19 protein-coding genes are annotated in these 22,469 nt (G+C 62.5%); 12 read left to right on the top strand and 7 right to left on the bottom strand.

Annotated elements, in window-relative coordinates:
• The first annotated feature begins 200 nt into the window (after positions 1-200).
• A complete protein-coding gene (locus LOKVESSMR4R_RS02885; protein WP_026352368.1) occupies positions 201-410 on the top strand; it encodes a cold-shock protein in 210 nt (69 codons plus the stop codon).
• Between the two features lie 55 nt (positions 411-465).
• On the opposite strand, the gene LOKVESSMR4R_RS02880 is transcribed toward LOKVESSMR4R_RS02885, so the two are convergent.
• Entirely contained in the window at positions 466-1,143 is a 678-nt protein-coding gene (locus LOKVESSMR4R_RS02880) for an arylesterase (protein WP_087206222.1), read from the bottom strand.
• Between LOKVESSMR4R_RS02880 and LOKVESSMR4R_RS02875 the strand changes: the two genes are divergently transcribed.
• Complete coding sequence (locus tag LOKVESSMR4R_RS02875) at positions 1,142-1,831, top strand: ABC transporter ATP-binding protein (protein ID WP_087206221.1); 690 nt, start codon at positions 1,142-1,144, stop codon at positions 1,829-1,831. The two genes, LOKVESSMR4R_RS02880 and LOKVESSMR4R_RS02875, sit on opposite strands and share 2 nt — an antisense overlap.
• Positions 1,828-4,344 carry an ABC transporter permease gene (locus LOKVESSMR4R_RS02870; protein ID WP_087206220.1) on the top strand — a complete coding sequence of 839 codons (2,517 nt, stop codon included), beginning with the start codon at positions 1,828-1,830 and terminating at the stop codon, positions 4,342-4,344. Before LOKVESSMR4R_RS02875 ends, LOKVESSMR4R_RS02870 begins: the two co-directional genes overlap by 4 nt.
• A 2-nt stretch (positions 4,345-4,346) precedes the next feature.
• On the opposite strand, the gene gltX is transcribed toward LOKVESSMR4R_RS02870, so the two are convergent.
• Entirely contained in the window at positions 4,347-5,666 is a 1,320-nt protein-coding gene (gene gltX, locus LOKVESSMR4R_RS02865) for a glutamate--tRNA ligase (protein WP_087206219.1), read from the bottom strand.
• 111 nt (positions 5,667-5,777) lie between these two features.
• Between gltX and LOKVESSMR4R_RS02860 the strand changes: the two genes are divergently transcribed.
• Complete coding sequence (locus tag LOKVESSMR4R_RS02860; protein WP_237331889.1) at positions 5,778-6,722, top strand: MBL fold metallo-hydrolase; 945 nt, start codon at positions 5,778-5,780, stop codon at positions 6,720-6,722.
• Here the strand turns inward: LOKVESSMR4R_RS02860 and LOKVESSMR4R_RS02855 are convergent, their stop codons facing one another.
• On the bottom strand, positions 6,723-8,384 hold the full coding sequence (locus LOKVESSMR4R_RS02855) for an NAD+ synthase (RefSeq protein WP_087206218.1): 1,662 nt from the start codon (positions 8,382-8,384) through the stop codon (positions 6,723-6,725).
• Positions 8,385-8,533: 149 nt separating this feature from the next.
• On the opposite strand from LOKVESSMR4R_RS02855, the gene LOKVESSMR4R_RS02850 reads away from it, so the two are divergent.
• On the top strand, positions 8,534-9,943 hold the full coding sequence (locus tag LOKVESSMR4R_RS02850; RefSeq protein ID WP_237331888.1) for an MORN repeat-containing protein: 1,410 nt from the start codon (positions 8,534-8,536) through the stop codon (positions 9,941-9,943).
• Positions 9,944-9,954: 11 nt separating this feature from the next.
• Here the strand turns inward: LOKVESSMR4R_RS02850 and LOKVESSMR4R_RS02845 are convergent, their stop codons facing one another.
• Positions 9,955-11,478 carry a cryptochrome/photolyase family protein gene (locus LOKVESSMR4R_RS02845; protein ID WP_204248710.1) on the bottom strand — a complete coding sequence of 508 codons (1,524 nt, stop codon included), beginning with the start codon at positions 11,476-11,478 and terminating at the stop codon, positions 9,955-9,957.
• Positions 11,475-12,140, bottom strand: a complete 666-nt coding sequence (locus LOKVESSMR4R_RS02840; RefSeq protein ID WP_087206215.1) for an SDR family oxidoreductase — start codon at positions 12,138-12,140, stop codon at positions 11,475-11,477. Before LOKVESSMR4R_RS02840 ends, LOKVESSMR4R_RS02845 begins: the two co-directional genes overlap by 4 nt.
• 235 nt (positions 12,141-12,375) lie before the next feature.
• Here LOKVESSMR4R_RS02840 and LOKVESSMR4R_RS02835 point away from each other — a divergent pair, with 235 nt between their 5' ends.
• From LOKVESSMR4R_RS02835 to LOKVESSMR4R_RS02805, 7 genes are all read left to right on the top strand, one after another.
• Positions 12,376-13,932, top strand: a complete 1,557-nt coding sequence (locus LOKVESSMR4R_RS02835; protein ID WP_087206214.1) for a 2-isopropylmalate synthase — start codon at positions 12,376-12,378, stop codon at positions 13,930-13,932.
• 288 nt (positions 13,933-14,220) lie between these two features.
• On the top strand, positions 14,221-15,258 hold the full coding sequence (locus LOKVESSMR4R_RS02830; protein WP_087206213.1) for a rod shape-determining protein: 1,038 nt from the start codon (positions 14,221-14,223) through the stop codon (positions 15,256-15,258).
• Between the two features lie 24 nt (positions 15,259-15,282).
• Entirely contained in the window at positions 15,283-16,206 is a 924-nt protein-coding gene (gene mreC / locus LOKVESSMR4R_RS02825; RefSeq protein ID WP_087206212.1) for a rod shape-determining protein MreC, read from the top strand.
• Complete coding sequence (locus tag LOKVESSMR4R_RS02820; protein WP_087206211.1) at positions 16,199-16,738, top strand: rod shape-determining protein MreD; 540 nt, start codon at positions 16,199-16,201, stop codon at positions 16,736-16,738. Before mreC ends, LOKVESSMR4R_RS02820 begins: the two co-directional genes overlap by 8 nt.
• Entirely contained in the window at positions 16,735-18,675 is a 1,941-nt protein-coding gene (gene mrdA, locus LOKVESSMR4R_RS02815) for a penicillin-binding protein 2 (RefSeq protein WP_087206210.1), read from the top strand. Before LOKVESSMR4R_RS02820 ends, mrdA begins: the two co-directional genes overlap by 4 nt.
• Complete coding sequence (gene rodA / locus LOKVESSMR4R_RS02810) at positions 18,672-19,811, top strand: rod shape-determining protein RodA (protein ID WP_087206209.1); 1,140 nt, start codon at positions 18,672-18,674, stop codon at positions 19,809-19,811. The genes mrdA and rodA overlap by 4 nt, the downstream gene beginning before the upstream one ends.
• A complete protein-coding gene (locus LOKVESSMR4R_RS02805; protein ID WP_087206208.1) occupies positions 19,811-20,743 on the top strand; it encodes a 2-hydroxyacid dehydrogenase in 933 nt (310 codons plus the stop codon). The genes rodA and LOKVESSMR4R_RS02805 overlap by 1 nt, the downstream gene beginning before the upstream one ends.
• Positions 20,744-20,808: 65 nt before the next feature.
• On the opposite strand, the gene LOKVESSMR4R_RS02800 is transcribed toward LOKVESSMR4R_RS02805, so the two are convergent.
• Both LOKVESSMR4R_RS02800 and LOKVESSMR4R_RS02795 read right to left on the bottom strand, forming a co-directional pair.
• Positions 20,809-21,588, bottom strand: a complete 780-nt coding sequence (locus tag LOKVESSMR4R_RS02800; protein ID WP_087206207.1) for an SseB family protein — start codon at positions 21,586-21,588, stop codon at positions 20,809-20,811.
• A gap of 3 nt (positions 21,589-21,591) precedes the next feature.
• Positions 21,592-22,461, bottom strand: coding sequence for an NAD(P)-dependent oxidoreductase (locus LOKVESSMR4R_RS02795; protein WP_087206206.1), 870 nt, complete (start codon positions 22,459-22,461; stop codon positions 21,592-21,594).
• Between the last annotated feature and the right edge of the window lie 8 nt (positions 22,462-22,469).

Genomic DNA, 22,469 nt, shown 5'->3' with positions numbered 1-22,469 from the left:
CGCCATTTTTTTCGGCAAGGGCCTGCCGCAATTGGCCCAGCTTCCAAATTTTGTTGATTTTACGGCAGATCATGGCAACATGACCTTGCGACGTTGATAAATCGACCACTGTCTCCTTTCGGCCCAGTCATTCGATCTTACTTTGACCGAGCCGGTCCGCTGCACAATGCGAGCGGAAAAAATAGAGGAAAGACAAGGACATGGCTTCAGGCACTGTCAAGTGGTTCAACACTACCAAAGGCTATGGTTTCATCGCACCCGATGGCGGGTCCAAGGATGTTTTCGTGCATATCTCTGCCGTCGAACGGTCAGGCCTGACCGGTCTGAAAGACAACCAAAAGGTGAATTTCGATATCGAAGCCAGCCGCGATGGGCGTGAAAGCGCCGTCAACCTGACACTGGCCGATTAAGCCAGCGGTCACGCGTCCCCCGATCAGGCCTCCGGCTGGTGACATCCGGTGGCCATTATTGCGGCGTATCCGCAATCAACGCCAGAACGGCTGGCCCGATGGCCGCCACGATCAGCGCGACACCGGCAGCGCTGGGATGAATGCCGTCACTTTGCATGAAAGCCAGCAGATCGCTGTTTTCCGCGCGTATCCCCGCAAACATGTCAGGATAGAGCGGCACATCATAGCGGGCGGCAAGATCGGTATAAGTCGCCTCGAATTCGCGCTTGTAGGCGAGCCCGTAATTGGTGCCGACCTCCAGCCCGACCAGCAGCATCGGCAGATTGGCCTGCTGCCCTGCGGCAAGAATTCCGTCCAGATTGGCGCGGCTGACGGCGGGGTCCAGCCCGCGCAGGTAATCATTGCCCCCCAAGGCCACGATCATCGCATCCACATCCGGCGTCAGGGTCCAGCCCACCCGCGCAAGCCCGCCTGCTGTCGTATCACCTGACACGCCCGCGTTGATGATCGTCACATCCGCCCCCTGATCACGCAGCCATTGTTCCAGTTGCGGCACGAATCCCTGCCCCTGTTCCAACCCATAGCCTGCGGTCAAACTGTCCCCAAGCGCCGCAATCGTCATCGTTTCGGCCGAGGCTGCTGTCATCGTCAGCAAAACCGCCCCGGCGATGTTGCGCAGCCAACGGATCACCCCATATGCAGAACTGACCCCGCGACCAAAGGCTTTGCCCATGACCGACCCCGTTCTGACCATCACCGATGCCAACCTGTCGCTCGACGGCAATGCGGGGCGGGTGGATATCCTGCATGATATTTCATTGACGGTCAGGCAGGGGGAAACCTTGGGGCTGGTCGGGCCAAGCGGGTCGGGCAAATCATCGCTCCTTATGCTGATGGGCGGGCTGGAACAGGCGACATCGGGGCGGATCATGGCGCTTGGCCAGGACCTCACCGCGATGAACGAGGACCAGCTGGCCCGCTTTCGTAGGGACAATATGGGGGTGGTGTTCCAATCTTTCCACCTGATCCCGACGATGACCGCGCTGGAAAACGTGGCGACCCCGCTGGAACTGGCGGGGGTGCGCGATGCCTTTGCGCGGGCCGAGGCGGAATTGCGCGCCGTGGGTCTGGGCGACCGGATCACCCATTACCCCAGCCAGATGTCGGGCGGCGAACAGCAGCGCGTGGCCTTGGCGCGCGCCTCTGCGCCGCGCCCCAAGATCTTGCTGGCGGATGAACCGACCGGCAATCTTGATGCCACGAACGGCGCTGCGATCATCGACATGCTGTTTGATCTGCGCGACCGGCATGGCGCGACGCTGATCATGGTAACCCATGCCAATGACCTTGCCGCGCGCTGTGACCGCGTGGTCAACCTGCGCGATGGCCGGATCGACAGCATGGCAAAGGCCGCCGAATGAGCCTGCGCATCGCGTCCCGTTTTGCCTTGCGCGAATTGCGCGGCGGGCTGCGCGGTTTTCGCGTGTTTCTGGCCTGTCTGGCGCTGGGTGTCGCAGCCATTGCCGCCGTTGGCACCGTGCGCGCCGGGATCGAGGCGGGGCTGACCCGCGACGGCGCGGCCCTTCTGGGCGGCGATGCCGAGGTAGAATTCACCTATCGTTTCGCCCGCGACGAAGAACTGGCCTTTCTGAACAGGATCGCGGACCGGATTTCCGAAACCGTCGATTTCCGGTCAATGGTTGTGGTGGACCGCGACGGCACGGTTGAACGTGGCCTGACCCAGATCCGCGCGGTCGATGATGTCTATCCTTTGGTCGGGGCGGTGCAGCTGGCCCCCGACATGCCGCTGGCCGAGGCGCTCGCGGGTCAGGGCGGCGTGATGGAACGGGTGCTGGCCGACAGGCTGGGGCTGGTGCCGGGCGATAGCTTCCGGCTGGGCGAGGCCACCTTTACCCTGCGCGCGATCCTTGAACGCTATCCCGACAATGCCTCGGCTGGCTTTGGCCTTGGCCCGCGCAGCATCGTGCTGACCGAAAGCCTGGCCAATTCCGGGCTGATCGTCGAAGGCACGCTGTTTTCCACCCAATACCGGCTGGACCTGCCCGAAGGCGCCGATCTGGCCGCATTGGAACAACAGGCAGAGGATCAATTCCGCGACGCAGGGATGCGCTGGCGCGACAGCAGGCGCGGTGCAGGCGGGGCCGAACAATTCGTGGACCGGATCGGGGCGTTTCTGATCCTTGTGGGGCTCTCGGGCTTGGCGGTGGGCGGTGTCGGTGTCTCGGCGGCGGTGCGCGCCTATCTGGCGGGCAAGACCAGCGTGATCGCCACGCTGAAAACGCTGGGGGCGACGCGCTCCACGATCTTTCTGACCTATTTCATCCAGATCGGCGTGCTGACGCTGGCGGGCGTGACGCTGGGCTTGATCATCGGTGCGGGGCTGCCGGTGCTGGCCGCCCCCTTGATCGAGGCGCGTTTGCCAGTGCCAGCGGTGTTCACCATCTATGCGGCCCCCTTGGTCGAGGCGGCGGTTTACGGCGTTCTGGCCGCGCTGATATTCACCCTCTGGCCCCTAGCCAAGACCGAGGATATCCGCGCCGCGACCCTGTTCCGCGATGCATTCGCCGCGTCACGCACCCTGCCGCGTGCGACCTATCTGGCGGTCATTGCAGGGCTGGTGGCGCTGCTGGTGGGTGCGGCTGTCTGGTTCTCCGGCACTATTTTCCTGACGCTCTGGACCGCAGGCGGGATCACCGGATCTTTGCTGATCCTGATCCTTGCCGCCGCCCTGATCCGCTGGGTCGCGCGAAAATCACGACTGGCGGCACGGGGCAACACATCGCTGCGCATGGCGCTGGGGTCGATCGGGGCGCGCGGGGGGGAATCCACTTCTGTTGTCTTGTCGCTTGGCTTGGGGCTGACAGTGCTGGCGGCCGTGGGCCAGATCGACGGCAACCTGCGCAATGCCTTTGCCGATGACCTGCCTGCGGTGGCGCCAAGCTATTTCTTCGTCGATATCCAGCCCGACCAGATTGCTGGGTTCCGCGACCGTCTGGATCAGGACGAAGCCGTCAGCCGCTATGACACCGCCCCCATGCTGCGCGGCATCATCACCCAGATCAATGGCATCCCTGCCACTGAATTCGCAGGCGGCCATTGGGTCGTGCGCGGTGATCGCGGTGTGACCTATGCCGATGCGCAGCCATCCGGAACCGAGATTACCGCAGGCGCATGGTGGCCCGCAGGCTATGACGGCCCGCCACAGATCAGTTTCGCGGCCGAGGAAGCCGCCGAAATCGGCCTGCAATTAGGCGATACGATGACCGTGAACATCCTTGGCCGCGACATCACCGGCGAGGTCACCAGTTTTCGCAATGTCAGCTGGGAAGATGCAGGCATCGGTTTCGTGCTGGCGATGAACCAATCCGCGCTGCAAGGCGCGCCACATAGCTGGATTTCCACCGTCTATGCCACGCCAGAGGCCGAGGCCGCGATCCTGCGCGACCTTGCCAGCGCCTATCCCAATATCACCGCGATCCGCGTACGCGATGCGATTGATCAGGTCATCGCCCTTGTCGGCGGGCTGTCGGCGGCGACGCGCTATGGCGCGCTGATCACGTTGATCACCGGGTTTCTGGTGCTGATCGGGGCGGCGGCGGCAGGCGAACGCACCCGCACCTATGAAGCCGCCGTGCTGAAAACGCTGGGCGCGTCGCGGCGCAGTATCCTGGCCAGTTTCGCGCTGCGGTCGGCGCTTCTGGGGCTGGCGGCGGGGGTGGTCGCACTTGGTGCGGGGATTCTGGGCGGCTGGGCCGTGGCCACGTTCATTATGGACACCAGCTATACCGTGATCTGGGCCAATGCCCTGCTGATCATCGGCGGCGGGATCATGGCCTCGCTGCTGGCGGGGCTGGCTTTTGCCTTGCGCCCCTTGGCGGCGAAACCCGCACGCGTGCTGCGCGCGCGGGAATAACGTCAAAGCTTGGGCTTGACCTGCAACAATGGCATGACCTCAGCCATTTCCGGCCCGCGTTCCAGCCCCGTGACCGCCTTGCGCAAAGGCATGAAGAGGGCCTTGCCCTTGCGGCCAGTCTCGTCCTTGACCAGCGTTGTCCAATTGGCCCAAGTGTCCGCCGTATAGGGCGGGTTATCGAGCAGGAACAAGGCTTTGGCGATGAAATCGCGGTCTTCATCCGCCACCAGCGGGGTCGCGCCGTCGCGGAACATTGCCCACCAGCCCGCCACATCATCCAGCGTCGTGATATTGTCGCGCACCAGCGTCCAGAATGGCACCCACAGGTCGGAAGGCACGGCTGCCGATGTCAGAACATCGGCCACGTCATCCACCGACAGCGTGGCAAGATGGCGCGCGGTCAGCGGGCCAAGATCCTCGGCGTCGAATTTTGTGGGCGCAGATCCGAATTTCGACAGATCGAAACCGGCGACCACCTCGGCCACATTGGCGCGCAATTCGACCGGATCGGACGACCCCAGCCGCGCCATCAGCGACAGGATCGCCTGCGGGGCGATGCCTTGGGCGCGCAGATCGCGCAAGGACAGCGTGCCAAGGCGTTTCGACAACGCCTCGCCTTTGGGACCGGTCAGCAGGGAATGATGCGCAAAGCGGGGCACGGTGCCGCCCAGCGCCTGAATGATCTGGATCTGGGTCGCGGTATTGGTCACATGGTCCGACCCGCGCACAATATCGGTGATCCCCATTTCCACGTCATCGACCACGGATGCCAAAGTATAAAGGATCTGCCCGTCATTCTTGAACAGGACCGGATCACTGACCGAGGCCGCGTCGATGGAAATATCCCCGATGATCCCATCCGCCCATTCGATGCGCTGCTGATCCAGCTTGAACCGCCAATGCGACCCGCGTTCGGCGCGCAGGGCGGTCTTTTCATCCTCGGACAGCGCCAATGCCGCGCGGTCATAGACCGGTGGCTTGCCCATGTTCAGCTGCTTTTTGCGCTTGAGGTCGAGTTCCACAGGCGTCTCGAAACATTCATAGAGCCGGCCCATGTCGATCAGCCGTTGCTTGGCCTCGGCATAACGGTCCATGCGGCGCGACTGGTATTCCATCCGGTCCCATGTCAGGCCCAGCCATGTCAGATCGGCCTTGATGCCTTCGACATATTCATCCTTGGACCGCTCGGGATCGGTATCGTCGATCCGCAGCACAAAGGTGCCGCCGTTCTGCCGTGCAATCGCATAGTTGAACAACGCCGCGCGCAGGTTGCCGATATGCAGCCAGCCGGTCGGGGAAGGGGCGAATCTTGTCGTGGTCATGCGATATACTCCTGTTGCGGCACGCTTTGTCATGTCGGGGGCGTTTTGTCCATGCAAGGCAGGGCGATCACAAAACCGTTGGTTGCTGGCAGGGGCGCGGGGGCTAGTTCAATGGCATCTGAACCAATGAAGGATATCGTCATGCTGATTTCGCGTCGTCAGGCCCTGCTGTCAGGGGCCGCTTTGCCGCTGGCCGCCTCTGCCCCGTCGCTGGTGCAGGCACAGGCCGCCACCACCGCCACGCTGCCCACGCACCGCGATTTCACCTTGGGTGATTTCCGGGTGACGACCCTGTTGTCGGGCAGCCGCCGGGTCGAGAACCCGCAAGGTATTTTCGGCATGAATGTCGATGCTGATACCTTTGCCGCGGTCAGCGCGGAAAACTTCATCCCCACCGATGCGGCGCAATTCTTTTTCACGCCAACCGTGCTGAACACCGGATCAGAGATCATCCTGTTCGACACCGGCAATGATGCCGCCGGGATCACCACAGCGCTGGCCGGTGCCGGTTACAGCCCCGATCAGATCACCCATGTCGTCATCACCCATATGCATGGCGATCATATCGGCGGTCTGACCGATGAGGCCGGTGCCGAAACCTTTGCCAATGCCGCCTATGTCACCGGTCAGGTGGAATTCGACCATTGGGCCGCCGCCGGAAACGAAGGCTTTGACGCCAAGGTCCGTCCGCTGGCCGAAAAAATGAGCTTCCTCGGTGACGGCGATGCTGTGCGCGGTGGGGTGACCGCGATGGCGGCCTTTGGCCATACCCCCGGCCATATGGGCTATATGCTGGAAAGCGGTGGATCGCAGCTATTGCTGATGGCCGATACCGCCAATCATTATGTCTGGTCCGTGGCCTATCCCGATTGGGAGGTCCGGTTCGACATGGACAAAGCCGCCGCCGCCGCGACCCGTCGTCGGATCATGGGCATGGCCGCTGCCGACCGTATCCCGCTGATCGGCTATCACATGCCCTTCCCCGGTCTTGGGTTCATTGACACCCGCGCGGATGACAGGTTCCATTTCGTGCCGCATTCCTATCAGCTGATCTGATCATCTTGGATCGCGCCAGCGGTTGACGATCGGATACCGCCGGTCCAGCCAAAAGGCGCGATCCGACAGGCGCGGGCCGGGGGCGGCCTGAAAGCGTTTGTATTCGCTGATATAGATCAGATGTTCGATCCGCTTGACGATGTCGCGGTCATAGCCCGCCGCGACGCAATCCGCGACCGAGGCATCGCCATCCACCAGCAGCGCAAGAATACCGTCCAGCACGTCATAGGGCGGCAGGCTGTCTTCGTCCTTTTGATCGGGGCGCAATTCGGCTGATGGCGGCTTGTCGATGATCGCGACAGGGATCACTTCGCCGGCTGGGCCCTGCATCCAGTCGCGGTGATTGGCGTTGCGCCAGCGGCAAGTTTCAAAGACACGGGTTTTATACATATCCTTGATCGGGTTATAGCCGCCCGCCATATCGCCATAGATCGTGGCATAGCCGACCGCGACCTCGGATTTATTGCCGGTGGTCAGCAGCATTTCCCCGAATTTGTTGGATTGCGCCATCAGGAGCAGGCCACGGATGCGGGATTGGATGTTTTCCTCGGTCAGATCGGCGGGCCTGTCGCCGAACAGGGGCGCCAGCGCTTCGGTCACGGCGGCGCGCGGGCCAGTGATGTTGATCGTGTCATAGCGGCAGCCCAGCGCCTGCGCCGCCGCCGCCGCATCATCAAGCGACGCCTGCGAGGTATATTCCGAGGGCAGCATCACGCAGCGCACCTGATCGGCCCCCAGCGCATCAACGGCGATGGCCGCGACGATGGCGGAATCGACACCGCCCGACAGGCCCAGCAGCACCTTGCTGAAACCGGTCTTGCGCATATAGTCGCGCAAAGCCTCGACCATGGCGCGGTAATCCTGTTCCAGATCATCGGGCAACAGCGCCTTGGGCCCATCAAGGGCGACCCAGCCATCGGCGGTTTCCTGAAAATCGACATGGGTGATCGCGGCATCATAGACCGGCAGCTGCACCGCCAGCTGTCCACCACGGTTCAGCACGAAAGACCCGCCGTCGAACATCTGGTCATCCTGCCCGCCGATCATGTTCAGATAGACCAGCGGGACCTCGTTTTCCACGACCCGCGCGATCATGGTCTGCATGCGGATCGGGTATTTGGCGCGGAAATAGGGCGACCCGTTCGGGACCACCAAAATCTGCGCGCCGCTTTCGACCATGGTTTCGCAGACATCGGGCGACCAGGCATCCTCGCAGATGGGCGTGCCGATCCGCGGACCACCCGCAAGCGTGACAGGGCCAGAGATATCGGCGCTTGTGAACAGGCGGCGTTCGTCGAAGACGTTGAAATTGGGCAGCAGATGCTTGCGGAACCGCGCGGTGATGCGGCCACTGGCCAGATAGACATAACAATTGTAGAGCCCGTCACCCTCGACCATGGGCAGCCCGATCCCCAGCACAGGACCGTCCGCGCAGGTCTGCGCCAGCGCGTCAAGCTGGATCGCGGCATCGGCCAAGAAGGCAGGTTTGCGCACCAGATCCTGCGTTTGGTAACCGGTCAGGAACATTTCGGGCAAGACCACCAGATCGGCACCCGCAGCTTTGCCTGCGGCCCATGCCTCTGCCGCCAGCGCCGCATTGCCGGCCAGATCACCCAATGTGGGATTAAGCTGCGCCATGGTCAGGCGAAAGATGCGTGTCATAGTTTTGTCCCAATATCCTGACAATCGTCTAGCACAACAGAGCGCGGGGGAAAGACCAATGGCGACATTCGCCGCTGTTGCGGTCTTACACGTTGTCACCTGCCCGTGGCTCTTTTAAGCTGCGCCAAGCTGAGGGATCGGAGACGCGGATGAAGATGTTTGGTTTACCTGCCAGGATGGCCTTGGCCCTCTTGGTGGCCGGATCAGCTGCCAGCGCGCAGGCGCAGGACGTCCAGACCAAGCAATATGATGATGGTGGCGTCTACGAAGGCAGCTTTGTGGATGGGTTGCAGGACGGAACCGGCACCTACCGGCTGCCCAATGGCTATGAATATACCGGCGAATGGGTCGCAGGCGAAATTCGCGGACAGGGTGTTGCGCGTTTTCCCAACGGATCAGTCTATGAAGGCAGCTTTGTGGCGGGCAAGCCCGAAGGCCAGGGCAAGATCACCTTTGCCGATGGCGGCACTTTCGAGGGTGACTGGGTCGATGGCAACATCACCGGCAATGGCGTGGCGACCTATGCCAATGGGGTCGTCTATCAAGGCGCATTCCGCAATGCGATGCATCACGGGAACGGGATCATGACCAGCCCCGACGGCTATATCTACGAAGGCGCATGGGTCAATGGCGTCAAAGAGGGCGACGGCCGCATCACCTATCCCGATGGCGCGCTCTATGAAGGCAGTTTGCGCGCGGGTGAACGCGACGGGACCGGCACGCTGACCATGGCGGACGGGCTGGTCTATAGCGGTGACTGGGTCGCTGGCCAGATCGAGGGGACAGGCAGTCTGACCCAAGCCAATGGCGATATCTATGAGGGCACATTGATCGCGGGCCGCCGCGAAGGACAGGGCCGCATCACCTATGCCAATGGCGACAGCTATGAAGGCGGCTTTGTGAATGACCGCCGCGAAGGCACCGGCATGTTCCGTGGCGCGGATGGCTATGTTTATGTCGGTGATTGGGTCGGCGGCCAGATGTCCGGCATGGGCGAGGTCACCTATCCCGACGGGTCTGTTTATGTCGGAACCTTTGCCAATGATCGGGCCGACGGGACCGGCAAGATCACCTATCCCGACGGGTCGACCTATGAAGGCGATTGGGTTGCCGGTGTGATCAGCGGCAAGGGTGTCGCGACCTATGCCAATGGGCTGGTCTATGAAGGCGGGTTTCTGAACGCCCAGAACCACGGCCAAGGCAAGATGACCTATAGCGATGGCTATGTCTACGAAGGCGCATGGGCCGAAGGCCAGCGCAACGGCATTGGCCGGGCAACCTATGCCGACGGCACAATCTATGTCGGCGAATTCGTGGGTGGCCAGCGCAGCGGACAGGGCGAGATCACCCTGCCCGACGGCTTCAGCTATGCTGGCGCATGGCAGGATGGCGAGATCAGCGGCTATGGCATCGCAACCTATGCCAATGGCGATTTATACGAGGGCAATTTCCTGCGTGGCCGCCGCGAAGGCCAAGGCAGGATGCGCTATGCCACGGGGCAAGAGGCCACCGGCCTCTGGTCGGACGGGGCCTTTGTGGGACAAACAGCGGGCGAGTGATCCTTTCACGCTCAGACGGGTTGCCCGTCGTCCATCCGCGACAGAAAATCCGCCGCCTCTGACAGCACCTGATCGCGACGTTCCGCGTCCATCTTGTCCCAGATCCTGTACATATTGCCCATCCGGGGATTGCCCTTGAACCGGTCGCGGTGCCGGTCGAGGAAATGCCAGTAAAGCAGGTTGAACGGACAGGCATCCGCGCCGGTCTTGTCCTGCACGCGGTAGGCGCAAGTGCCGCAGTAATCCGACATCTTGTGAATGTAATTGCCTGACGAAATATAGGGTTTCGACGCGATGATCCCGTCATCGGCGAACAGGCTCATCCCGATGACATTGGGCGCCTCGACCCATTCATAGGCATCGGCATAGACGGCCAGATACCATTCATGGACCTCTGCGGGGGCGAGCCCCGCCAGCAGCGCGAAATTGCCGGTGACCATCAGGCGCTGGATGTGGTGGGCATAGGCCTCGGTCCTGGTCTGACCCACGGCTTTGGCGATGCAGTTCATCTTGGTCGGTGCGCCCCAGTACATCGCGGGCAATTTGCGGCTGTGGCCCAGCGCGTTGCGGGTCACATAATCCGGCCCTTCGCGGAAATAGATACCGCGCACATATTCGCGCCAGCCGATGATCTGGCGGATGAAACCTTCGACCGCGTTCAGCGGTGCATCGCCCACGCGATAGGCCGCCTCGGCAGCCTGACAAACCTCCAGCGGGTCCAGCAGACCGGCGTTAAGATAAAGCCCGACAATCCCGTGATAAAGGAACTTGTGATCGTTCAGCATCGCATCCTGATAATCGCCGAACTTGGGCAGCCCCCCTTTGATCCAATGCGCCAGATGCTGGCGGGCTTGACCGGTGTCGGTGGCAAACCAGAACGGGTGCAGATCGCCGAAATTATTGCCGAAACGGCGCGCGACCAGATCAAGCACCTCCTCGACGGTGTCGTCGGGGGTGAATTGCATCGGGCCTGCGTAATCCACGCTGTCGGGGGCCGGTTTGCGGTTGTCGTGGTCGTAATTCCACTTGCCGCCTGCGGGCTGGTCACCATCCATCAAAAGGCCGGTCTTGCGGCGCATGTCGCGGTAGAAATATTCCATCCGCAACTGTTTGCGCCCCTCGGCCCAAGCGTCGAAATCGGCGTGCGACGCGATAAAGCGATCATCGGGCAGGCTGTGCGATTTGATCGGCATGTCCCCCAAAGCCGCGATCAACCGCCATTCGCCGGGTTCGGTATAGACCACACCCGCCGCCTTGTGTTCGCTCGCGCGCCGGATCAGCTCGCCCGTGATCGTGCCGGTGTTGTTGGGATCATCCAGCCGCGTATAGGCGACCTGCCAGCCATCGCGGCGCAGATAATCCGCGAATTTGCGCATCGCGGCGAAGAGAAAGGCGATCTTTTTGGGGTGGTGCGGGACATAAGACGCCTCGTCTGCGACCTCGGCCATGACGACGATATCGCTGGCCTTGTCGCATTTGCGCAGGGCCGACAGGTTGGGCGACAACTGGTCACCTAGCACCAGAACCAGCCTCACCACGCCACCTCGATGCCAGCATAATCGAAAAACCGGCCTGTCTGTGCGGGCATTAGCCCATCGATCACCGCCAGCAGATGCGCCGCCGCTTCGGATGCAGGCATGGTCTTATGACGGCCCGCGTAATTGGCAGTGAATGGCGTTTCCACCGTGCCGGGGTGCAGCGCCACGCAGGCGGCCTGTTTATGCGACCGGCCCAATTCGATCGCGGCACCCCGGATGATCTGGTTCAGCGCTGCCTTGGACGCGCGGTAGCTGTGCCAACCGCCGATCTGGTTATCGCCGATAGACCCCACCCGCGCGGACAGGATGGCTGTCACGGCCGGACCGTCCTTGGCCAAAAGGCGCGGCACATGCCGCAGGATCAGCGCGGGGCCGATGGTATTGACCGCCATGACCTGCGCCATCGTGCCTGCGTCGATGGCTGCCAGCGCCTTTTCCGGGCTGCTGCCTTGCGGGGCCAGAATGCCGATTGCGACAAAGATCAGATCGAACGGTCCCGCCAGCGCGCCAAGATGCGCATCGACCGAGGCGGGATCGGTCACGTCGAACCCGTCGCCACGCCGCGACAGGCGCGTGACCGCAATGCCGCGGTTTTCCAGTGCCAGCGCAACCGCCGCGCCAATGCCGCCCGAGGCGCCGATGATCAATGCATTTTCCATACGCATGAGATTAGGACGCCGCCCAATCGCGACCAGGCCCTGCCCCGCCTTGACGACAAATAAGCACTTTTCATCGCGGATCAGATTTGTATAGTCACCGCCATGATCACGATGGCACAGACATTCGGCACTGCCCCCGCCCTGCTACTTCTTAGCAGCGCCTGAGCGTGCCTGTCGGCGCGACCGCTCGGATGGGACAGCGCCGATACCTGCCAAAGATCAAAGGAATAATGACATGACCAAAGACAAAGTGTTGATTTTCGACACGACCCTGCGCGACGGCGAACAAAGCCCCGGTGCGACGATGACCCATGCCGAAAAGCTGGAAATCGCGGAATTGCTGGATGATATGGGCGTCGATATCATCGAGGCCGGTTTCCCCATCGCTTCTGAGGGGGATTTCAACGCGGTCAGCGAAATCGCCAAACGGGCCAAACGCGCCACGATCTGCGGGCTGGCGCGGGCGAATTACAAGGATATCGACCGCTGCTGGGACGCGGTGAAACACGCCGCATCGCCGCGCATCCATACCTTCATCGGCACCTCGCCGTTGCACCGCGCGATCCCGAACCTTGACATGGACCAGATGGCCGAACGCATCCATGACACGGTGACCCATGCGCGCAATCTGTGCGACAATGTGCAGTGGTCGCCGATGGATGCGACGCGCACGGAATGGGATTACCTGTGCCGCGTGGTTGAGATCGCGATCAAGGCGGGGGCGACGACGATCAACATCCCCGACACCGTGGGCTATACCGCCCCTGCCGAAAGTGCCGATCTGATCAAGCGGCTGATCGCCACTGTGCCCGGCGCGGATGATGTGATTTTCGCCACCCATTGCCACAATGACCTTGGCATGGCGACGGCCAATTCGCTGGCCGCTGTGATCGGCGGCGCGCGCCAGATCGAATGCACGATCAACGGTCTGGGCGAACGCGCGGGCAACACCGCCTTGGAAGAGGTCGTGATGGCCCTGAAAATCCGTGGCGATATCATGCCCTATGAGACGGGGATCGACACGCGCAAGATCATGAACATCTCGCGCCGGGTGGCGACCGTGTCGGGCTTTGCCGTGCAGTTCAACAAGGCCATCGTGGGCAAGAACGCCTTTGCCCATGAAAGCGGCATCCATCAGGACGGGATGCTGAAGAACGCCGAAACGTTTGAGATCATGCGCCCAGAGGATGTGGGCCTGTCGGGCACCAGCCTGCCGTTGGGCAAACATTCGGGCCGTGCCGCCCTGCGCGCGAAACTGGCCGCGCTTGGCTTTGATCTGGCCGATAACCAGCTGAATGATGTCTTCGTGCGGTTCAAGGATCTGGCCGACCGCAAAAAGGAAGTCTTTGACGATGACCTGATGGCGCTGGTCTATCAAAACGAAAGCGGCGAGGACCGGATCAAGCTGAAATCCCTGCGCGTCGTCTGTGGCACCGAAGGGCCGCAGCAGGCGGATATGGTGCTGGATATCGACGGCGAAGATGCCACCACAACGGCCACGGGCGACGGCCCTGTGGATGCGACCTTCAACGCGGTCAAGGCTTTGTTCCCGCATGGCGCGCGGTTGCAATTGTATCAGGTGCAGGCCGTGACCGAAGGCACCGATGCACAGGCCACCGTCATGGTCCGGATGGAAGAGGACGGCCGCATCGCAACCGGCCAATCCGCCGATACCGATACGGTCGTGGCCAGCGCCAAAGCCTATATCAACGCGCTGAACCGGCTGCTGGTGCGGCGCGCCCATTCACAGCCGGGCTATGACACCAAGGGTGTCAGCTACAAAGACAGCTAAGCCAAACGACTCGGATGCGTGCAACAGGCGGCCCCCGCAACGGGGCCGCCTGTTGTCTTTGCAGGGCCGGGTATCGGGCGGGATATAAGGCGATGTTGCAAAAGTTATATCTATTGTTGTTACTTTAGCTAAAATAGAAACGATACATTGCATTAGATCAATCAGCGCCCGACCGCCACCATGACAGAAACGAGGGCTTCTCTCCCTGCGCCGCAATCTTTATAACCGTTGCAACCGGGCGCAGCGGGACGGCGCGGGACAGTGATTTTTGAATAGGAAGGCCACAGCATGTTTGGCTTCGGCGGTATTTTTTCCTCGGATATGGCGATCGACTTGGGCACGGCCAATACATTGGTCTATGTCAAAGGCAGGGGCATCATCCTGTCGGAACCCTCGGTGGTGGCCTATCAGGTCAAGAACGGCGTGCGCAAAGTGCTGGCCGTGGGCGAGGATGCGAAACTGATGCTGGGCCGCACCCCCGGCAGTATCGAGGCGATCCGCCCGATGCGTGACGGGGTGATCGCGGATTTCGACACGGCCGAGGAAATGATCAAGCATTTCATCCGCAAGGTCCATAAACGGTCCACCTTTCGCAAACCCAAGGTCATCGTCTGCGTCCCGCATGGCGCAACCCCCGTCGAAAAGCGCGCGATCCGGCAATCGGTTCTGTCGGCAGGCGCACGGCGCGCGGGGCTGATCGCCGAACCCATCGCGGCGGCCATCGGGGCGGGGATGCCGATCACGGACCCCACCGGCAATATGGTCGTGGATATCGGCGGCGGCACAACCGAAGTGGCGGTGCTGTCGCTGGGTGATATCGTCTATGCGCGGTCCGTGCGCGTCGGTGGCGACCGCATGGACGAGGCGATCATCAACTACCTGCGCCGCCAGCATAACCTGCTGATCGGGGAATCCACCGCTGAGCGGATCAAGACCAGCATCGGCACCGCGCGGATGCCCGACGACGGCCGTGGCCAGTCGATGATGATCCGCGGCCGTGACCTGCTGAACGGTGTGCCCAAGGAAACCGAGATCAACCAGGCGCAAGTGGCCGAGGCTTTGGCCGAACCGGTCCAGCAAATCTGCGAGGCGGTGATGACCGCATTGGAAGCAACGCCCCCCGATCTGGCGGCCGATATCGTCGATCGCGGCGTGATGCTGACCGGGGGTGGTGCGCTGCTGGGCCAGCTGGATCTGGCGCTGCGCGAACAGACCGGCCTTGCGATTTCGGTCGCGGATGAATCGCTCAATTGCGTGGCGCTGGGGACCGGGCGCGCGCTCGAATACGAAAAGCAACTGCGGCATGTGATCGACTACGACAGCTAACTCCGGCCTGAGGACATCCGCCCCTTGGCACGCGACAAGACCAGCGAGACCTATATCGCCCCCGTCCGCAACCTGCTGGTGGGGGTGTTGGTGCTGGCCTTGCTGGCGGTTTTTGCTGTCTGGCGGATCGACAGCCCGCGCGTGGAACGCTTGCGCATGGCGGTGATCGACCGCGTCGTGCCCTCGGTCGAATGGGCGATGGCCCCGGTCCAAGGGGCCGCCCATCTGCTGGCCGATTTCCAAAGCTATCAGCGGCTTGCTGCGCAGAACCAGGATCTGCGCCGCGAACTGCAACAGATGAAAGCCTGGCGCGAGGCCGCGCTGCAGCTGGAACAAGAGAATGCAAAGCTGCTGGATCTGAACAATGTCCGGATCGACCCGCAGCTGACCTTCGTGACCGGTGTCGTGATGACCGATAGCGGATCGCCTTTCCGGCAATCGGTGCTGCTGAATGTCGGGACACGCGACGGGATCATTGATGGCTGGCCCACGATGGATGGTATCGGGCTGGTCGGCCGGATCGCGGGCGTCGGCCGCCAGACAAGCCGGGTGCTACTGCTGACCGATACATCCAGCCGGATACCGATCACGATCCTGCCCTCGGGGCAGCGCGCGATCCTTGCCGGTGACAGCACCCCGAACCCGCTGATCGAGTTTCTCGAAGACCGCGCCGTCGTGCGCCCTGGTGACAGGGTCGTATCCTCGGGCGATGGCGGGGTCTTTCCCGCCGATCTGCTGGTGGGACAAGTGGCCTTGGGCACCGACAACCGGCTGCGCGTGCGTCTGGCGGCCGATTACCAGCGGCTGGAATTCCTGCGCGTCCTGCGGGCACATCCGCGTGAGGTGATCCATGATCCGGGCCGCTTGCTGACACCTTTGCCAGAGATCTACGGGCCATCCGCGCTTAACCCCGCGACAGCCGGCACAGCCGGGGCCAGTGATGGCTGATTTTGCCGAGCCATCAACCTGGGCGCGGCGGGCGGTATTCGTGCTGCTGGCGAGCATCGTGACGATCACCCAGCTGGTGCCGCTGAACCTGGAACCGGCAGGCTGGGCCGCCCCTGACCTGCTGCTGGCCATGACCTGCGTCTGGGTCGCGCGTCGGCCAAGCTATGTGCCAGTCTACATCGTTGCTGCAGTGTTTTTCGCCACCGATCTGCTGTTCCAGCGGCCACCCGGTCTCTGGGCGGCGCTGGTGGTGCTGCTGTCCGAGGCGATCCGCACCCGACACCGCGAATTGCGCAGCATGTCTTTCGCGGCGGAATGGGCCTTTGTCGCGCTGGGGCTGGTCACGATCACATTGGCGAACCGGGTCGTGCTTGCTATTGTGATGACACCTTTGGCACCTTTGGGGCTGACGATGATGCAATTGGGCGGCACTGTGCTGATCTATCCGCTGGTGGTATTCGTCGCCCATTACCTGCTTGGCGTGGCCTATGCCGCGCCGGGCGATATGCGCAAGATTGGACAACGCCCATGAGACGCCCTCCCAAGGACGTGATCCAGAGCACGCGCATCATCGGGCGGCGCGCGCTGGTCGTCGGCGGGTTGCAATTGGGCGTCTTGGGCGCGATCGGTTTTCGGCTGCGCGACATGCAGGTCGAACAGGCCGATCAATACCGGATGCTGGCCGAGGAAAACCGCATCAGCATGCGCCTGCTGCCGCCCGCACGCGGCATGATCTTTGACCGCAACGGGATCGCCATTGCCGCCAATGAACAGAATTACCGCGTCGTCATGGTCCGCGAGGATGCGGGCGATATCGAAAAAGTGCTCGCGCGCCTGACCGAGATCATCGACATCCCCCCCGATGCGCTGACCCGCGCGATCGAGGAAATGCGCCGCCGCGCGCCCTTTGTGCCGGTCACGATCCTTGAACGCGTGTCCTGGGACCATGTCGCACAGATCAATCTGAACACGCCGGTTCTGCCCGGTGTGCAGGCCGAGGTCGGGCTTAGCCGCTATTATCCGATGGGCGAGGATATGGCCCATGTCGTCGGCTATGTCGGCCCGGTCAGCGATTTCGACCTCAGCCAGATCGAGAACCCCGACCCGCTGTTGCAGATCCCGCGTTTCGAATACGGCAAGACCGGCGCGGAAAACCGGCTCGAGACAGATCTGCGCGGCAAGGGCGGCACCCGCCGCATCGAGATCAGCGCCGCAGGCCGGATCATCCGCGAACTTGACCGGCAGGACGGTATCGCCGGCAAGGATGTGCAATTGACCATCGACGCGCGGCTGCAATCTTATGTGCAGGCGCGGCTGGATGGCGAATCCGCCAGCGCGGTGGTGATCGACCTTGAAAACGGCGATCTGCGCGCGGTGGTCTCATCGCCCTCCTTCGATCCGAACATGTTCGTGCGCGGCATTTCGGTGGCGGATTGGCAGGCGCTGATGGAAAACAAATATCGCCCGCTGGCGGCCAAGGCGGTGCAAGGCACCTATCCGCCCGGATCGACCTTTAAGATGGTCACGCTGCTCGCCGCGATGGAGGCTGGCGTGATCACCGCAGAGGACACTGTCTATTGTCCGGGCCATGCCGATGTGGGCGGCACAAGGTTTCATTGCTGGAAACGCGGCGGTCATGGCAATATGAACCTGCATGAATCCATGAAACAAAGCTGCGATGTGTATTATTACGATATCGCGCAGCGCGTCGGCATAGACAAAATGGCAGAAATGGCCCGCAAGCTGGGCCTTGGCGTCCGCCATGACCTGCCCTTATCCGCCGTGGCGACAGGCATCGCACCCGACCGCGATTGGAAAACATCGGTGCGCGGCGAGACCTGGCGGATCGGCGATACGGTCAACGCATCCATCGGCCAGGGCTATGTGTTGACATCGCCGATGCAGCTGGCGGTGATGACGGCCCGGCTTGCCACTGGCCACGAGATCACGCCCCGGCTGATCCGGCTGATCGACGGGGTCGCCCAGCCCGGCGGGATCGGGCCAAGCTTGGGGTTGAATGAAAACACCCTGCGCCGGGTGCGCGCCTCGATGGATGCGGTCTGCAATCACAACCGTGGCACCGCCTATGGATCACGCATCCTGGCCGAGGGGCGCAAGATGGCGGGCAAGACCGGCACCAGCCAGGTCCGCCGCATCACCCCCGAAGAACGCGCCGCAGGGGTGATCCGCAACGAAGACCTGCCCTGGGAACGCCGCGACCATGCCTTGTTCGTGGGCTATGCGCCGCTGGATAATCCGCGCTATGCCGTCTCGGTCGTGGTCGAACATGGCGGCGGCGGCGCGGCGGCGGCCGCCCCGGTGGCGCGTGACATCCTGTTGCAGGCCCAATATGGTGGCCCGCCGCCGCTGACGGCCTATCCCGCCAACCTGCGCGAGCAGATCGCCGCCCAGCAGCGCCGCATCGCGGACCGCATCCCCGCCGGCACCCGCAGTCAGAGCCGCGCATGAGCTATCTTGAATATAACACCAAATCCGTGCCGGTCGGCCTGCGCAAATTGCTGTATCTCAACTGGCCGGTGGTCTTGTTGCTGATCGCGGTCGCTTCGGCCGGTTTCGTGATGTTGTATTCGGTGGGCGGCGGGTCGATCACTCCATGGGTGGAACCCCAGATGAAGCGGTTCGCCCTTGGGCTTTGCGTCATGATCGGCGTGGCGATGGTGCCGATCTGGTTCTGGCGGAACATGTCCTTTGTGGCTTTTGGCGGGTCCGTTCTGCTGCTGATCGGGGTGGAATTATTCGGCGATGTGCGGATGGGCGCGCAACGCTGGATCGATCTGGGTTTCATGCGGCTGCAACCCTCGGAGCTGACAAAGATCACGCTGGTGATGTTTCTGGCGGCCTATTACGACTGGCTGCCGCTAGAGCGCAAATCGCATCCTGTCTGGGTCATGGTGCCGGTGGTCGTGATCCTTGTGCCGGTGGCGCTGGTGCTGCAACAGCCCGACCTTGGCACGGCCTTGCTGCTTTTGATCGGCGGGGGCGCGATCATGTTTCTGGCGGGCGTGCATTGGGCCTATTTCGCCACGGTGATTGCCGCGGGGCTTGGCCTTGTCATGGCGGTATTCCAAAGCCGCGGCACAGCCTGGCAAATCCTGCAAGATTATCAATACCGGCGCATCGACACTTTTCTGGACCCGACCAACGACCCGCTGGGCGCGGGCTATAACATCACCCAGGCCAAGATCGCGCTTGGCTCTGGTGGATGGACCGGGCGGGGGTTCATGCAAGGCACCCAATCGCAGCTGAACTTTCTGCCCGAAAAGCATACCGATTTCATCTTTACCACCCTGGCCGAAGAATTCGGTTTTGTCGGCGCAATGACCCTGTTGGTGCTCTATACGCTGATCATCCTGTTCTGCATCGCCTCTGCGCTGTCGAACAAGGACCGCTTTGGGGCCTTGCTGACGCTGGGGATCGCGCTGACGTTCTTTTTGTTCTTCGCCGTGAATATGGCGATGGTCACGGGATTGGCCCCGGTGGTCGGCGTGCCCTTGCCGCTGGTCAGCTATGGCGGATCGGCGATGCTGGTGCTAATGGGCGCTTTCGGGCTGATCCAAAGCGCCCATGTGCATAGGCCACGCTGATGTTGAATGTTCTGTTTTCCGCCAAGCCGCAGGCATGGGACGCCTATCAAGCCCCCTTGTCGGATGCATTTGCCAAGGCCGGGCTGGCTGTTGCGCTGGCGCGCGACCACGCCCCCGCCAAGACCGATTACATCGTCTTTGCCCCCAATGGGCCGGTGCGCGATTTTGCGCCCTATGTGAATACCAAAGCCGTGTTGAGCCTTTGGGCCGGGGTCGAGACTGTCGTGGACAACCCCACCCTGACCCAGCCTTTATGCCGGCTTGTCGATCCCGGCCTGACGCGGGGGATGGTGGAATGGGTGACAGGCCATGTGCTGCGCCATCATCTGGGGATGGATGCGCATATCCTGGGCCAGGATGGCATCTGGCGCGATGAGATCAGCCCACCGCTGGCCGCGGAAAGACCAGTGACAATCCTGGGCATCGGCGCGCTGGGGGCGGCTTGCGGGCAGGCCCTGGCCGGTCTGGGTTTCGCGGTGACCGGCTGGAGCAGATCACCAAAAGACGTGCCGGGCCTGCGCTGTCTGCATGGCGCGGCCGGCTTGCAAGAGGCGCTGCGCGCGGCGCAGATCGTCGTGACCTTGTTGCCGCAGACGGCGGATACGCAAAATATCCTTGATGCGCAAAATCTGGCGCTGCTGGCACCGGGTGCCTGCGTCATCAACCCCGGTCGCGGTCCGCTGATCGACGATGCCGCCTTGTTGCAGGCGCTGGACAGCGGCCAGATCGCCCATGCCACGCTGGATGTGTTCCGCCGCGAACCCTTGCCCGCCGATCACCCGTACTGGGCGCATCCCCAAGTGACCGTCACCCCCCACATTGCCGCCACCACGCGCCCCGAAACCGCCGCCAAGATCATCGCCGAGAACATCAGGCGGGGCGAGGCAGGGCTGCCGTTTCTGAACGTCGTCGACCGGCAGTTGGGGTATTAGGGTCGCATTCCTGCGGAATACGATGCCTCCGGCGGGGATATTTGGGCTCGGAAGATGGGATCGCGTCAGCGCAATTTGGGCGGCTTTGTCGGGTCCATGCCAGGGGCGGCGGGACCGGAGGCAGCGACGGGGGGTTCGGGCAGGTCAAAGCGCAGGCCGACCTTTGCCAAGCGTGCTGCCATCGGGTCGCTGGCGCGCAGGAACAGCACATCCATCATCCCCGCCGCGATGCCTGAAAAGGTCAGCGCCTCGCCTGCCGCAGAGGCCAGCGCCTTTTCGGCACCGTCCACTGTATCGACAAAGGCCAGAATATGGCCTTTCGCGCCGCTGTCATAGGTGACTTCGGCCAGATAGGCCAACCGCGCCAGCCCGGCGGCAATCGCCAGTTTGCGGTCAAGCCCTGTGATCACGCTTTGCGGCAGGTGGCGCGGGGCAGCGATGGCAGTCAACCGCGCCTCGGTCTCGGCGGGGGCATGTGACAGCGTCTGCGCCAGCCAATCCACCGCATCCGCAGGGATCAGCATGGCAGAGGGGGCCACGTCAAGGTTCAGCCCCAGCCCGACCCCCTGCCCCGCCAGCATCTGCACCAGCGCCCGCCCCGGCAAGGCTGCATAGGGCGCGATCCGGCCCACGAAATCCGACAGCCGTTCTTCGCGGTCAAAGATCAGCGCATATTGCCCGTCCTCGACATCAAAGAGCGCCGGCGTGATCTGGTCGCCATCCGCCTCGCCGCCCAGCAGCAGATAGATTTCGCTATCGGCCAGCCTTTCGTAGAACCGCAAACGGGCGGCATCATCCTCGGGTGCTGCCTCCATCGCCGCATGGGCATTGTCGAGATCGGTCATTGCCTAGAGCGCCTGCAACCGTTTGAACAAGGCAGAGGTATCCCAGCGCCCGCCACCCATTTTCTGCACATCCTTGTAGAATTGATCCACAAGCGCGGTGACAGGCAGGCTGGCGCCGTTTTCATCTGCCGTATCAAGGCAGATGCCCAAATCCTTGCGCATCCAATCCACGGCGAAACCATGGGTGAAATGATCGTCCAGCATGGTTTTATAGCGGTTGTTCATCTGCCAACTGCCCGCGGCCCCCTGGCTGATCACCTCGATCACCGCATGCCCGTCAAGCCCGGCCTTATCGGCGAAATGCATCGCCTCGGACAGGCCCTGCACAAGCCCCGCGATGGCGATCTGGTTGCACATCTTGGTCATCTGGCCAGCACCGCTGTCGCCGATCCGGCGGGCGAGCTTGGCATAGACGTCGATCACCGCGCTGATCGCATCGTAATCGGCCTGGTCACCGCCACACATGATCGACAATTGCGCGTTTTCCGCACCGGCCTGGCCGCCCGAGATCGGCGCATCGACAAAGCCAAGACCCTTGTCCTTGGCGGCGGCGTAAAGCTCGCGCGTGACCTTGGCGGAGACGGTGGTATGATCGACAAAGATCGCGCCTTTGCCCATGGTCGCAAAGGCCCCATCAGCGCCGGTGCAGACCGCGCGCAGATCATCGTCATTGCCCACGCAGGCCAGCACGATATCGGCGCCTTTGGCGGCGGCGGCGGGTGTGTCGGCGGCAGTGCCCCCATGTTTGGCGACCCAGGCATCGGCCTTGGCGCGGGTCCGGTTATAGACGGTCACCTCATGCCCGGCGGCGGCCAGATGGCCCGCCATCGGGAAACCCATCACCCCAAGGCCGAGAAAAGCAAGTTTTGTCATGATCCATA

The sequence above is a fragment of the Yoonia vestfoldensis genome, assembly GCF_002158905.1.
Lineage (GTDB): Bacteria > Pseudomonadota > Alphaproteobacteria > Rhodobacterales > Rhodobacteraceae > Yoonia > Yoonia vestfoldensis_B.
Note: the sequence above shows the minus strand (reverse complement) of the source record. Positions and strands in the feature narration are given on the sequence as shown.

What these genes read in the sequence shown, in the direction of transcription:
- LOKVESSMR4R_RS02885 (WP_026352368.1), top strand. Translation starts at nt 201, where the DNA reads ATGGCTTCAGGCACTGTCAAGTGGTTCAACACTACCAAAGGCTATGGT.
- LOKVESSMR4R_RS02875 (WP_087206221.1), top strand. Translation starts at nt 1,142, where the DNA reads ATGACCGACCCCGTTCTGACCATCACCGATGCCAACCTGTCGCTCGAC.
- LOKVESSMR4R_RS02880 (WP_087206222.1), bottom strand. Translation starts at nt 1,143, where the DNA reads ATGGGCAAAGCCTTTGGTCGCGGGGTCAGTTCTGCATATGGGGTGATC.
- LOKVESSMR4R_RS02870 (WP_087206220.1), top strand. Translation starts at nt 1,828, where the DNA reads ATGAGCCTGCGCATCGCGTCCCGTTTTGCCTTGCGCGAATTGCGCGGC.
- gltX (WP_087206219.1), bottom strand. Translation starts at nt 5,666, where the DNA reads ATGACCACGACAAGATTCGCCCCTTCCCCGACCGGCTGGCTGCATATC.
- LOKVESSMR4R_RS02860 (WP_237331889.1), top strand. Translation starts at nt 5,778, where the DNA reads ATGGCATCTGAACCAATGAAGGATATCGTCATGCTGATTTCGCGTCGT.
- LOKVESSMR4R_RS02855 (WP_087206218.1), bottom strand. Translation starts at nt 8,384, where the DNA reads ATGACACGCATCTTTCGCCTGACCATGGCGCAGCTTAATCCCACATTG.
- LOKVESSMR4R_RS02850 (WP_237331888.1), top strand. Translation starts at nt 8,534, where the DNA reads ATGAAGATGTTTGGTTTACCTGCCAGGATGGCCTTGGCCCTCTTGGTG.
- LOKVESSMR4R_RS02840 (WP_087206215.1), bottom strand. Translation starts at nt 12,140, where the DNA reads ATGGAAAATGCATTGATCATCGGCGCCTCGGGCGGCATTGGCGCGGCG.
- LOKVESSMR4R_RS02835 (WP_087206214.1), top strand. Translation starts at nt 12,376, where the DNA reads ATGACCAAAGACAAAGTGTTGATTTTCGACACGACCCTGCGCGACGGC.
- LOKVESSMR4R_RS02830 (WP_087206213.1), top strand. Translation starts at nt 14,221, where the DNA reads ATGTTTGGCTTCGGCGGTATTTTTTCCTCGGATATGGCGATCGACTTG.
- LOKVESSMR4R_RS02820 (WP_087206211.1), top strand. Translation starts at nt 16,199, where the DNA reads ATGGCTGATTTTGCCGAGCCATCAACCTGGGCGCGGCGGGCGGTATTC.
- mrdA (WP_087206210.1), top strand. Translation starts at nt 16,735, where the DNA reads ATGAGACGCCCTCCCAAGGACGTGATCCAGAGCACGCGCATCATCGGG.
- rodA (WP_087206209.1), top strand. Translation starts at nt 18,672, where the DNA reads ATGAGCTATCTTGAATATAACACCAAATCCGTGCCGGTCGGCCTGCGC.
- LOKVESSMR4R_RS02805 (WP_087206208.1), top strand. Translation starts at nt 19,811, where the DNA reads ATGTTGAATGTTCTGTTTTCCGCCAAGCCGCAGGCATGGGACGCCTAT.
- LOKVESSMR4R_RS02800 (WP_087206207.1), bottom strand. Translation starts at nt 21,588, where the DNA reads ATGACCGATCTCGACAATGCCCATGCGGCGATGGAGGCAGCACCCGAG.
- LOKVESSMR4R_RS02795 (WP_087206206.1), bottom strand. Translation starts at nt 22,461, where the DNA reads ATGACAAAACTTGCTTTTCTCGGCCTTGGGGTGATGGGTTTCCCGATG.